General features: G+C 43.8%; 11 protein-coding genes and 1 tRNA gene. 7 read left to right on the top strand and 5 right to left on the bottom strand.

The features are described from left to right. The first annotated feature begins 374 nt into the window (after nucleotides 1-374). The 4 genes from F6K64_RS11625 (at nucleotide 375) to gltX (ending at nucleotide 4,330) form a co-directional block, all read left to right on the top strand. On the top strand, nucleotides 375-1,931 hold the full coding sequence (locus F6K64_RS11625; protein ID WP_008177541.1) for a TM0106 family RecB-like putative nuclease: 1,557 nt from the start codon (nucleotides 375-377) through the stop codon (nucleotides 1,929-1,931). A 203-nt stretch (nucleotides 1,932-2,134) separates the two neighbouring features. Further along, complete coding sequence (locus F6K64_RS11620) at nucleotides 2,135-2,398, top strand: hypothetical protein (RefSeq protein ID WP_071986763.1); 264 nt, start codon at nucleotides 2,135-2,137, stop codon at nucleotides 2,396-2,398. A 279-nt stretch (nucleotides 2,399-2,677) separates the two neighbouring features. Continuing rightward, nucleotides 2,678-2,751: transfer RNA gene (locus F6K64_RS11615), tRNA-Asp, on the top strand. Between the two features lie 130 nt (nucleotides 2,752-2,881). Beyond that, nucleotides 2,882-4,330, top strand: a complete 1,449-nt coding sequence (gene gltX, locus F6K64_RS11610; protein WP_008177534.1) for a glutamate--tRNA ligase — start codon at nucleotides 2,882-2,884, stop codon at nucleotides 4,328-4,330. A 25-nt stretch (nucleotides 4,331-4,355) separates the two neighbouring features. Here the strand turns inward: gltX and F6K64_RS11605 are convergent, their stop codons facing one another. From F6K64_RS11605 to F6K64_RS11595, 3 genes are all read right to left on the bottom strand, one after another. Further along, nucleotides 4,356-4,919, bottom strand: a complete 564-nt coding sequence (locus F6K64_RS11605) for a DNA-binding protein (protein WP_287265466.1) — start codon at nucleotides 4,917-4,919, stop codon at nucleotides 4,356-4,358. 87 nt (nucleotides 4,920-5,006) lie between these two features. Then, the gene (locus F6K64_RS11600; protein ID WP_287265464.1) at nucleotides 5,007-5,822 is read right to left on the bottom strand and encodes an SDR family oxidoreductase; all 816 of its coding nucleotides are present in this window, start codon (nucleotides 5,820-5,822) and stop codon (nucleotides 5,007-5,009) included. A gap of 279 nt (nucleotides 5,823-6,101) precedes the next feature. Further along, nucleotides 6,102-7,595: an FHA domain-containing protein gene (locus F6K64_RS11595; RefSeq protein ID WP_502708036.1), complete on the bottom strand. Its 1,494-nt coding sequence runs from the start codon at nucleotides 7,593-7,595 to the stop codon at nucleotides 6,102-6,104. Between the two features lie 750 nt (nucleotides 7,596-8,345). On the opposite strand from F6K64_RS11595, the gene F6K64_RS11590 reads away from it, so the two are divergent. From F6K64_RS11590 to F6K64_RS11580, 3 genes are all read left to right on the top strand, one after another. Further along, a complete protein-coding gene (locus tag F6K64_RS11590; protein ID WP_008177523.1) occupies nucleotides 8,346-9,137 on the top strand; it encodes a hypothetical protein in 792 nt (263 codons plus the stop codon). Between the two features lie 474 nt (nucleotides 9,138-9,611). Further along, a complete protein-coding gene (locus tag F6K64_RS11585) occupies nucleotides 9,612-11,171 on the top strand; it encodes a B12-binding domain-containing radical SAM protein (protein ID WP_008177522.1) in 1,560 nt (519 codons plus the stop codon). A 16-nt stretch (nucleotides 11,172-11,187) separates the two neighbouring features. Further along, nucleotides 11,188-11,313 (top strand): hypothetical protein, encoded by a 126-nt coding sequence (locus F6K64_RS11580; protein ID WP_267871960.1) that lies wholly within the window; start codon nucleotides 11,188-11,190, stop codon nucleotides 11,311-11,313. Nucleotides 11,314-11,333: 20 nt separating this feature from the next. On the opposite strand, the gene F6K64_RS11575 is transcribed toward F6K64_RS11580, so the two are convergent. Both F6K64_RS11575 and F6K64_RS11570 read right to left on the bottom strand, forming a co-directional pair. Beyond that, complete coding sequence (locus tag F6K64_RS11575) at nucleotides 11,334-11,975, bottom strand: ThiF family adenylyltransferase (protein WP_008177520.1); 642 nt, start codon at nucleotides 11,973-11,975, stop codon at nucleotides 11,334-11,336. 4 nt (nucleotides 11,976-11,979) lie between these two features. Next, nucleotides 11,980-12,825: a hypothetical protein gene (locus tag F6K64_RS11570; protein WP_008177519.1), complete on the bottom strand. Its 846-nt coding sequence runs from the start codon at nucleotides 12,823-12,825 to the stop codon at nucleotides 11,980-11,982. Nucleotides 12,826-12,827: the final 2 nt, after the last annotated feature.

The following is a 12,827-nucleotide window of genomic DNA, read 5'->3' as shown; positions in this document are numbered from 1 at the left end:
GATAGGGTCGCCTTTATGGTTAGTCGGTTATGCGTAAAAGGGTTAAAACTTTGCCGATTTTGGCTCCACTATCCTAAGGTTTCGTCTCCAGGGATGAATCCCGGACAGGAACTCTGATAAACAGCCTGAAAAACGTTATACTGAAAATAGTAGGGAAAACAAATTAAGAGCTAACCGCCACCTGCTAAGTAAAAAAAAGAACTTTTTTTAATTGTTCCGGTGCGGAGGGGCATCCCGTATCGTTAATAAAGCTTACCGAGTAACCGAACGCGCCCCGCGTCGGCGAAAGCCGATAGCGATGGCTGGTGTTGGTAAGAAGCCCACACTCAACCTGACAAGGTGAGTGTGGGAGTATGTCACCTGAAACTATAATTATGCTGCTGACGGACGCATTACTTTTAGATTACAAACGCTGTCGGCGTCGAGCGTTTTTGGACATTTATGGAGACCCCACAGAGCAAGACCTACCCTCAGATTTTCTGCTGAAACTGCAACAGAAAAGCCGAGACCATAAACAACAGATTCTGGCTACTGTGCCCCACCACTCACCCCGCTACCCCAGAACAGATTGGCACGCTGCTGCACAGGCCACCTTGAAACTGATGCAACAAGGGACGGAGTACATTTCTGGAGGGGTACTGTTGATGCCAACTGGTGACGGGGTGACATTGCTATGTTTTCCTGATTTGCTGGTCAAACAGCCGGGACGTTCTAATTTTGGTGATTGGATCTATGTTCCCACCACCATTAAGCTCAGCAAACGACCCAAGCCAGAGTATAAAATCCTTACTGCTTTTCGTGCTCAGCTGTTAGCAGCAGTACAAGGACATTGGCCCACCACTGGCTCATTAATTTTGCGTAACCAAAAGTGCTACACCGTGGTAATAGAACGATGGGTGCCACTGATGGAACAACTGCTATCGGAATGTATTGAGACTCTATTGCAGCGACAAGAACCAGAGGTGTTCATTTCCCGTCAGCGGTGTAGTCTTTGCTGTTGGTATCACAGTTGTTATGCGATCGCTAAATCTGTGGAGCACATTTCCCTATTGCCTGGAGTAACACCCAGCCGCTATCGGGATTTGGAGGCTTTGGGAGTAACCACAATCGAATCCTTAGCCACGTCTACGATTACTGAATTAGAGCCCAGCTTTGGTAGCTCAGTAGCTTTCCAGTTGGTGCAGCAAGCCCAATCTCAGGTACAAAACCGGGTGCTGCTTTATCCCAAACATTACTTTAGTATACTTGAATACGAACAACTAGAGCGAGGGAATGGTAATGCCAAAATCTCGGCAGACCTCCCGAATCAAGACTCTTTACCGACAGCATCTGTTGAGCTTTATTTTGATATTGAAGCACAGCCTGATTTGCCCCTGGAGTATTTGCTAGGGGTGTTGGTGATTGATCGACGCACTGAAACAGAGACTTTCCATAACCTATTCGCAGAACATTCTTGGCAAGAAGGATTCATCTGGCTACAATTTTTAGACTTAGTTGAGCGTTATCCAGATGCCCCAATCTTCCATTTTTCCAAGTATGAAGTTGACACGGTCAAGCGCTTAGCAACCCTTTACCAAACTCCACGACAGATAGTTAAACCCCTGCTAAATCGTTTCGTGGATGTTCATCAAATAGTTATTGATACTGTGACCATGCCAGTGGAGAGTTATTCTCTGAAAAATTTGGCGAGATGCTTGGGCTTTGAGTGGCGAGACCCCGATATGACTGGCTCCCAATCTGTGTGTTTGTATGACCAGTGGTTACAAACAGGCAATCACTCTATTCTCGAAATGATCCAGCGCTACAATGAAGATGACTGCCGCGCTACATATCACCTCAAGGAGTGGCTAGTCAACTTTTTGTCCAACACTTTGTCCAACACTTTGCCCAACACTTTGCCCAATACGATTAACTTTCAAAACTTAGCATGAAGTTATGCAACAATTTATTAAGTTATTAGATTTTGTAATCTAGCTGACACACACAATGTATAGGTAGATGCTAAATTAAATCTAAAGGGGGCTTTCGCCATCATTGGATGGAGGGGAGCCCTCTCTAGAATTTTAAGAGGTCTAGAATTTAGAGGTCTAGAATTTATTGAGGTCTAAAATTTATTTGATAAGAGGTGATTAATATGCTTCCACTTTTTCTAATTCTTTTGGTAACTGCCCTAGGGAGCATCTTGATATCTTGGAGAGTCTCTCACGAAATCCCTCGCCTATTGGGAGTAGGCAGTACCATTGTCTGTCTAATATTTGGTTTTGCTATGGCACCTTGGCCAGTACAGGTTTTGATGCTCCTATTAATTCTTAGCCTGGAACGATTTTATCCATTCAGCAGAACAGCTTCAGAGGCAATCTTAATCTCAAAAGTCTCCAACACCAAAAGAGAATGGTGATTCTGCCATAGTAGTAAATAAGGTTTTTGGTCTTGAAAAAAAAATAGTGAGCCCTAGGGTGCTTGATTCACGCACCCTATTGCTTAAGCCCTGGGATAGGTTATACTGATCACAGCCATAAACTGAGCCTTCGGTCATTGGTCGAGGGTAAGCTCAAGGCAAATCGGCTGAGAGCTCAGAGCTCTAAAGTGACTGCTCAAAGTATTTTTCGGTTTTTTTCAAAAAAAGCCTTGACAAATACACCAGTCATAGATAACAATAGTAAATGGTTCAGAGATTGGGACTGTAGTTCAATTGGTTAGAGCACCGCCCTGTCACGGCGGAAGTTGCGGGTTCGAGCCCCGTCAGTCCCGTAGAAGAAATGTAGGATACTATCGACTCCTCCTAAAGATGATCCTGAAGATGATCTAGTCGGAGTAGTTGATTGTTGCAGGTACAATAGAGACGAAAAGACTATAGTAATTAGGTTCTTAGCAATCAGCTGTGACAGTTAGAGTCCGTATTGCCCCAAGTCCAACCGGAAATTTACACATTGGTACCGCTAGAACCGCTGTATTTAACTGGCTATTTGCCTGTCGCCACAGCGGTAAGTTTATTCTGCGCATTGAAGACACCGACCAAACGCGATCGCGAGAGGAATATACCCAAAATATCCTCGATGGTTTAAGTTGGCTGGGACTGGAGTGGGACGAAGGACCATTTTTCCAATCCCAACGTCTTGACCTTTATAGTGCTGCTATTCAACAACTCTTAGACCAGGGATTGGCTTATCGCTGCTACACCACAGCTGAGGAACTAGAACAACTGCGGGAAGCTCAAAAGGCAAGAAAAGAAGCCCCCCGCTATGACAATCGCCATCGAAATCTGACACCAGAACAACAAGCAGCATTTGAGGCGGAAGGGCGCAAGCCGGTGATCCGCTTTATGATTGATAATGACCGGGAGATTGTCTGGAATGATCTAGTCCGAGGTAAAGTCACCTGGAAAGGGAGTGACCTTGGGGGTGATATGGTGATTGCTAGGGCATCTCAAGAGAATGATATCGGTCAGCCTCTCTACAACCTAGCTGTGGTGGTGGATGACATTGATATGCAGATTACCCATGTCATTCGCGGTGAAGACCATATTGCTAATACTGCTAAACAGATTTTGCTCTATGAAGCCCTAGGGAGTGTAGTCCCAGAATTTTCCCATACACCTCTGATTCTTAACCATGAGGGACGGAAGCTATCCAAGCGCGATGGTGTAACCTCTATTTTTGACTTCAAAGCCATGGGCTTTACCCCTGAGGCGATGGTTAATTATATGACATTGCTGGGATGGTCTCCCCCTGATTCCACTCAGGAAATCTTTACCTTGGCTCAAGCCGCTCAAAAGTTCGGTTTTGAACGGGTTAACCCAGCTGGGGCAAAGTTTGACTGGGCTAAGCTGGATTGGATTAATAGTCAATATATCCACCAGATCAGTGCATCTGAGTTAGTGGACTTGTTGATTCCCTACTGGGAAAGTGCTGGGCACAACTGTGATCCTGTGGAAAATCGCCCTTGGCTGGAACGGTTGACTGCTATGATTGGGCCAAGTTTGACTCGCTTGCCAGAAGCAGTAGAGATGACTCGGATGTTCTTTACTGAGTCAGTTGAGTACACTGAGCAGGCCGTAGAGCAGCTGAAAAAAGCTGGTGCTAGTGAGGTGGTGCAAGCTATTCTTGAGCAACTGGGTAATTACCAACAGCTGAGTCCAGAGGAAGCTAAGCAGATTATTAACCAAGTCACAAAAGCGCAAAAGGTCAAGAAAGGATTGGTTATGCGATCGCTTCGTGCTGCACTAACTGGGGATGTCAATGGTCCTGATTTGATCGAATCCTGGGTATTGCTTCATCAGCAAGGGTTTGACCAAACTCGCTTGAAGGAGTCATTGCTTCAGGTTGCATGATCCCAACTGATAGGTAACTGATGGGTTACCGATTGGTAACCCATTTCTGATCCTGTTTAAGTCTATTGCACCCAATTGATTGAGAGGTTTCACTAGATGTATTACCCATCAATTCTTCTGCGGTAATTGGGGTTATTCTGAGAGTATCTAGAGGAACTAAAAACTCACCTTTTTGGAGCTTAATATCCAGGGCATCAAGGACAAACAAAAAATCTATAAGGCTCGCTGTTTGGTAGTCTTTAGCTTCATAGTCTATGATTTTTCCCTCGGTTAAACCAGCGATATCCGCCAGTTGTTTTTGGCTTAGATTAGCAGCTATACGAGCTTTGAGCAGAAGTTTTGGGAGATTTTTAATATCATCAAGTTTCAGAACAATTGGAGTACGATTGTCATGGTTGATGAGGGTTTCGTATTCAGCAACTTCGGTTTTTAAAGCATTAAGATGACTTTGTAATGAATCGCGCTTAATCTTCCACCAACAATCATTTTTTTTGAGCTCTTCATCTTGAGCGTCATAAACAGATAAGTCAGATTCAAATTGACGAACTAATTCTTGGCTGTAGTCATACTGTCTTTGATTTTTAATCATGGTTCCCACCTCAATCCCTACGCAACTTTACATACCAAGCATTTCAGGTTGTTTCGTCGCCCCTTCAGGATAAACCCTCTATTTGAACTAGATGCCAAATTGCTCTTTAATACCTTGGATAAACGTCTTATCATCCAATTCTTTTCGATTAGCAACCATCATACTGGCATCTTCGCCAGCAGTATATCGCAATTTATCAGTGCCGTCTGTCGCTGCTTCATAAATCACGTTAGCGACAACAATAGGCTCAGAAGCCTGATCAGGGAAAGATTCCATCGAATTGAACAGCTTACCAATTAATTCTTGATACTCAGTTAGGCTTTCATCGTTGCTCATATCAAGGGAGCGGCCAGCAAAATCAGTGTTGATAATGCCTGGCTCAATAATTTTCACTTTGCAGCCAATTGCTTCCATTTCAAAACTCAGACCTTCGGAAATCCCCTCAACAGCAAATTTAGTCCCGTTATATAATGAAAATAATGGAAAGGTCATTTTGCCACCAATCGATGAAATATTAATTAATATACCATCTTTATTTTGTCTGAAATGGGGTAGGATTGCTTTGGTTACATCTAACAGCCCAATAACATTAACATCAAATTGTCTTTTTATCTTTTCCCTGGGGGTTGCTTCTAAAGGGCCAAAAGCACCATAACCAGCATTATTTACCAAAACATCAATTTTAGCGAACTTTTCAATACCTAGCTGAATGGCTTTTGTAATTGAATTTTGGTCTAAAACATCTAGTCTTGTCACCAATACATTATCAAGGGTGGTTAGTTCTGTTTCCTTTTCTGGACTTCTCATGGTTGCAACCACGTTCCAACCTTTTTCCTGGAACAATTTTGCAGTTGCTTTTCCAATACCGCTGCTTGCTCCTGTAATTAAAATTGTCTTACTCATTTTGGATTCAAACTAATTTTTGTTATTTGACTATGACAATTCATGCTTGAATGTCGATTCAGTTTGATCCTATACTAACGAAGGGGGAAATTTCACTAGCAAGTTACGCCAAACTACATGCAACGTGCGCCAATCAAAAATTATTCACGTTATGTGACAAAAAGCGAAAAGATGACTGTTGTAAAAGACAGATAATGTATAAGGTACTCCCGACTCCCGACTCCCGACTCCCTAAAACCTAGGACGAAAGTACCTCACCGAATTGAGAACTGCTATAGCTCAAGCGCTAACTACCACTTGTCCGACAGGATGAGCCACACAAGTCAAAATCATGCCTTCCTTCCGTTCATCCTCTTCGAGAGCATCAGGTTCCTCGTCATACTCTACTTTCCCTTTTAGAAGCTTTTGCTTACAAGCACCACAGGCTCCCATGCGGCAACCGCTTGGTAATGCCACCCCTTCTTGTTCCGCCACATCTAGGATCACATCCTCTGCATCACAGGTGACTTCTTTCCCAGACTTAGCAAAGACTACAGTTGGTTCTGAACAGGTTGACGGTGATTTCACTAACTGTAGTTTAGGAGGACCTTCCGCTTTGACTGGTTCAGGAGTCGGTGCTGCTGCTGTCTTTTTTGAGGGCTTTTTGCCACCAAAACTCTCTTCATAGTAGTTCTCCATCGGGAAGTCTAGACCGGCTAGCATCTCTTTCACCCCTGCCATAAAGGGATTCGGACCACAGACATAAATAATGCGATCGCGAAAATCAGGAGCCATCTCTTCCAGCATGGCTTGATTAAGTCTTCCGATATAACCCCACCAAGCTTGGTCTAGTTCTGGACGAGTGGTGGTAATAGCAGGCTTAAAGTTGGGGTGCAAAGCCGCCATCAACTCTAATTTCTGACGGAAGATGATATCTTTTGGGCTACGAGCGCTGTGGACAAAAACCACATCCACATCAGCCCCAATGTCACAAAGCCACTCAGACATGGACATCATCGGAGTAATCCCGCTACCTGCTGAAATGAACAGCAGTTTATTAGCAGAATGGTCAGCACAGGTAAATTTCCCCATTGGGCCATTTAATCTGACCTCGGACCCGACTTTGATGTTGTCGTGCAACCAGTTAGACACCAAACCCGCAGGTACATCAGGAGCATCGGCTGGTGCTGGCACTCGCTTGACAGTAATTTCCAAAGTATAAGGACGTGAGGGGGCCGAAGAGATAGAGTAGGAACGCTTGACTGGTTTGCCATCAATCTCCAAATCCAGAGTGACAAACTGACCTGGCTTATAGCTGAACAACATTGGCGGGTCCGCCACAAAGCGAAAGGTCTTGACATCATGGGTCTGATCAATGATCTGCACACAGCGGACAGTAATCTTACCCTTAGTCCACCGCTTCATCCCAGTGCTATTGTCATCTACCACTGGCTTCTGTTCCTGGTTAGAATCATACAGCTGTAGTTCTTTGACCAGCAGGACAAAGTCACCGATGCGGATAATATCCTGTTCCCTCAGGAGCCAGTTCTGGTTAACATCCATCTCCTCATTATTGATCCGAGAGCCATCGGTGCTACCGAGGTCAGCAAAGTAATACTTTCTCCCTTGGCATAGGATTCTGGCATGTACACGACTCACTACAGGACTATCCAGAACTAGGTCACAACTCGGGTGACGACCAATAAGATACTCACCTTGAATCCCAGTTTCCGGTTTCAGAGTTTTTTCCTGTAACTCGTTGGTTTGAGAGTTGATAAGTATAGTTTTAAGCATGTTTCGTGTCACTCCAGATTACCGCAATAATCGGTCAATTGTGTCAATTACTCAGGACTTACCCATAAACTCTGCCGCTAGGGTGGGTTGATAACACACGATACTATATAAGGGCATTTGCGTTTGTTACCCGATTTGACATAAGTCCTGGTAATGAACTATGAGAGGATGATCTATGCTAACTTCAGGTGCGACCCGTGGCGAATTTAATTCTTAATGGGTCAAGCGCACCTAACAATTGAATTAACACTTGATACCAGCATCATACTTAGTACCCTTGACCTCTCGCAAAAGTTCAGGGGAGGCGCGCGTTCCAATGGGCAGGTAAACTGCCTAAGGCGCGCTTTCCGCTTGAAGAATTAAATTACGGGGTCGCGCCTCTTGGGTCGCGCCTCTTGGACACATCCCTATATACTTCTCAGCCTTTTGGTAATTTTTTATGCAACAGGATTTTCTGAAAGCAGTTTTCAATTGGGTGAGGTAGAAATTCCTTGGTTTTAGGGAACAGGGAAAAAATCTTGTGTACCTCATAGTGAGGATAGCTCAATTGAGAACTGCTATAAGTACCTAGAGATAACTTCTGATAGCTAATAGCTGACGCCTGCATGCTTACCTTGGAATCGCGACCAAGATTATTTCGATGCTGAAACTTTTGATATCATGCAACGTCTGTAGTAGTCAGCCAGAAGCTACAGCATTTGATAATCCTGGCTGTTCAGACTATTGATGTGTTGAGGAAGATTGATCTCAATGAAATATCCGATTCGAGTGTTATTATCACTCGTGACCCTATGTACTATTGGCTTAGGGACCGATAACGTATCTGCTGAATCGAATCGATGTGGCCAGATTCGTGCTGTGCGTCGCTTGGCGATTAGCGAAAACTTAGATAGCGATAATCTAGCTACCCTAGAATATAAATACTGTGGAAATAGTAACCCACGTTCATCAAGTATTGAGTCACTACAAACTTCTTCTCAAGATTGCTTCGACCTGACCGTCATGGCCAAACTAGCCAGTATGACAGAAGAGGCAAAAAGCTTTCTGGGTATGATTGAAAGTTTAAAACAAGTTACCTGCAAACTTCCTAGGCAAGATCAGAGGTCTTCGTTATACTGGCCAAATGGTAAAACAGCCAAATGGGGATCAAATTGGTATTATCCAAACGGTAATAGGCTTAATTATGGATCTATTTTTTACTATCCAAATGTCAAAAGATTTAATTATGAGTCTATTTTTTACTATCCAAATGTCAAAAGATTTAATTATGGGTCTATTTTTTACTATCCAAATGGTCAAAGGTTTAATTATGGGTCAATTCTGTATAATCATAAGGGTAGACGTACTTCAGTGGATAGTTTCCTGACCCAGGGTTGTAGTATAGTTAGCACCACAGAATGCGATCGCATTCTCACATACATCAACCGCGATGACCGGAACCGCGATGACTCGAACCGCTCTGAAACCGAGAGTAAAGAGGATTTCTTGCGGGATTTGTCAATCATGCAAATTCTTGACAGGCTTACTAGAGTAGCTGATTAAACCTCAGGGGGTAACAAGCAGCCTTTTTAGCTCCTAAGGGTGTAGAGCTCCAGCTTGGCACTGGGTTTGGGGTGTAGAGAATCATTGCAGCCGTCATTTAAACCCTAGACTATATTGATTAACTTGAACTTAGCCTAGGCATCCGTTTATAATTACCTGTCATTGTTTAGTGATAATTTTTTAGCCAAGTTGGGAGCTCAATAGAACTGGACACCCCTTCAGCCAGTAAGCATATGCGCTACGCGCACGCTACGCGAACAGTGGTCAGTGGTCAGCTATCATGGTCATTTTCTTCAAAAGCACCTCAAGTAGCGTGGCACAGGCTTCTAGCGTGACACAGGCTTCGACGCTGTGACCTAACCCATAAGCTAATAGCTGAATACTGATAGCTCAATACTGATAGCTGATCGCAATCTTAATTAGGATGTAAGATCGCTATAGGCTATATGGCCACGTGTGTGAGGATTTCTCTAAATGCGAGTTTTATTACTGTATCCCTTATTTCCGAAAACGTTTTGGTCTTATGACAAAATCCTTGAATTAGTTAATCGCAAAGTTTTATTGCCACCCTTAGGTCTAATTACTGTTGCTGCATTATTACCTCAAGACTGGGAATTTAAACTTGTTGACCGCAATATCCGAGACGTAACCGAAGCAGAATTTGAATGGGCAGATCTGGTGATAATCTCAGCAATGATTGTCCAAAAAACCGATGCCCTAAACCAAATTAAAGAAGCCAAACGACGTGGTAAATTAGTGGCATTTGGGGGACCTTATCCTACCTCTTTACCAGACGAAGGAAAGAAGGCAGGGGTGGATTTTCTCATCCTAGATGAAGGAGAAATCACCCTACCGATGTTTGTAGAAGCTTTACAGCGAGGGGAAACTAGTGGAACGTTTCGCACTACAGAGAAACCCGATGTCACTCAAACCCCAATTCCCCGCTATGATTTGTTAGAGCTTGATGCCTATGATTCAATGTCAGTGCAGTTTTCGCGGGGATGTCCTTTTCAGTGCGAATTCTGCGACATCATTATTCTCTATGGCCGCAAATCGAGAACAAAGGAACCAGCCCAGCTTCTCAAGGAATTGGATTATCTGTATGAATTAGGCTGGCGGCGTGGTATCTTTATGGTGGATGACAATTTTATTGGGAATAAGCGTAACGTTAAGCTACTTCTGAAAGAGCTAAAAGTATGGCAGAAGGAGCATCAGTATCCCTTTCGATTTAATACTGAGGCATCTGTAGACCTAGCTGCGGATTCAGAATTGATGGAATTGATGGTGGAGTCTAACTTTGATGCTGTATTTTTAGGAATTGAAACACCGGACGAAGAAAGCCTTAAACTAACCAAAAAATTCCAAAATACTCGCAGCTCTCTAACGGATGATGTAGATAAAATAATTCGTGCGGGATTGCGACCAATGGCAGGGTTTATTATTGGTTTTGATGGAGAGAAACAAGGAGCAGGTTCCCGGATTATTAGTTTTGTTGAACAGGCTGCTATCCCTACAGCCATGTTTGGCATGTTACAAGCGTTACCCAATACTGCTCTGTGGAATCGTTTAGAAAAAGAAGGGCGTTTGCGAGATAACACTAAAAAAGATATCAATCAAACCACCTTAATGAACTTTGTTCCTACTCGTCCCATTGAAGAGATTAGTCAAGAATATATCGAAGCATTCTGGAAGCTATACGAACCTGAACGCTATATAGACCGTGCCTATAAATGTTTCTTAAAGCTTGGCCCCCCTAAATGCAAAGCCCCATTCAAAATGCCAGAGTTGGTAGATTTGAAAGCTTTGGCGACTGTAATTTGGCGTCAAGGGTTTAAGCGCAGTACTCGCTGGAAATTCTGGCATCATTTATTTGGTATTTTCAGGCACAATCCAGCTGTGTGGGAACATTACCTTACTCTATGCGCTCACAACGAACACTTTCTCGAATATCGTCAAATTGTCCGAGATGAAATTGGAAGACAGTTAGTTGATACTAATCCTAAGTTGATGGATAAAGAATTAATAGAGATATAGCAACTATTAGCAACGTTTGAGGGACTTAAGGCAAAAGGCAAGAGGCAAAAGGCAAAAGGGAATAGCGATGCAACGCTACTCCCTACTCCCTACTCCCTACTCCCTACTCCCTACTCCCTACTCCCGACTCCCGATTCCCTAAGACGAAAGTCCATCACCCAATTAGCTGCGATCTATGGGCTTGATACTTAAATCTCTCAAGGTGAAGGTGAAGTCGAGTTTTTTGGTTGTGTTAATAAATTCAATGATGACTTCAGTAGCAACTGCTGTAGTCATCAGCACTAAATTCCGAGCTAATGGATAATCACAAACATCATCATTAACTGGGGAAGGGACTCGATAATTTTCAGTCCAAATTATCTCACTGTAGTCTTCTGCTAACCCAACATGAAGACAAGGAGTTTGGGAACTATCACAGTAATCTTTTACGGCTTGACGAGCGACACTGTTATCAAAGGTGTCAATGACTAAAGTAGAATTAGTCAGTAATTGTTTGGTATTAGCTGTGGTTAATTCCTTGACCTTAGCCTCCAATTTTACCCCAACCGCTTGGTAGAGGGAATGAGCCAGGATTTTGGCTTTATGGGCACCAATATCAGAGCGGTAGTAGGGTTGGGTAGAAAGATTGCGCTCTTCAATGCGATCGCAATCAATAACCTTGAGCTTTCCAAAGCCTGAACGAGCCAAATTTTCGGTAATATTAGCTCCAAGTGCTCCGGCACCACACACGGTCACGGGGTAGTCACGTAACTGGGCCATGACTTGGGAGGTACGGTAGAGTTGTTCGTGGTAAAAAATTGACATCATCCTAATCCCAATATCGTGCCTCAATCACCCCAACCAAGGACTGTAAATCAAAATCGCGATCGCGTCCACTTAGACAAATCCCGGAACTGATTACAGTTAGATCCTGTTTAGATATCGCTGATATATGGTGTTTACCGTCAGCAGTGCTCCAGCGCACCTGCCAGAATTCTCCCCGGTCATGGAACTGTTGCAGTGCTCCCCCACCCATTTCCAAAGCTTGCTCCAGCCGTTTGTGATCCCGTTGATGCTGCCTTTTATCTTTAAACTCTTTAGTCTGTTGTCTTACCAAGTCATAAACTATTCTCATTTCTGGGGTCACCCCCTTTAAATCCAGTTCTTCAGGTGGTGTTACTTGCTTTAACTGCTCTGTGAGTTGTTCTGCTAGTAAAGGATCTCCCTTACGGTCAAGCTGCTGAAACCACCAAGCCTTACCATCCCCACGAGCTACCACTTGTTCAAAGGCTACCCCGCCCTCTACCAGATGGACAGCAATAGGTTTAACCGTGCCAAAGCGCTGACGAGCATCGGATTCATTGACTGGATACCCTAGCCAGGTCTTTCCCGACAATTGATAAGCTAGTCGTAAACGCAACGGTTGGAGCAGTTGCCAATAGTCCTCAAGTTGAAACACATCTGGCTCTTCTATCACAGTTGCGACTTGATCGCTGACTGGCTGAAAAATACCCCATCCTTCAAACTTACGAGGCTTAGGGGAGAAGGTATAAATCATTCCAGCAACACGAGTTCTTACCCTTCCCCCACGTACACAGGGAGCGAGGAATTGATTTTCACTCAGTTGCGTTTCCTTTGCAGCAATTTGATTGATGAGGTCGAGGATATTTGCCATGA

The sequence above is a fragment of the Moorena sp. SIO3A2 genome, from assembly GCF_010672265.1.
Lineage (GTDB): Bacteria > Cyanobacteriota > Cyanobacteriia > Cyanobacteriales > Coleofasciculaceae > Moorena > Moorena producens.
The sequence above is the reverse complement of the archived record's forward strand: the minus strand, read 5'-3'. Positions and strand labels throughout refer to the sequence as shown.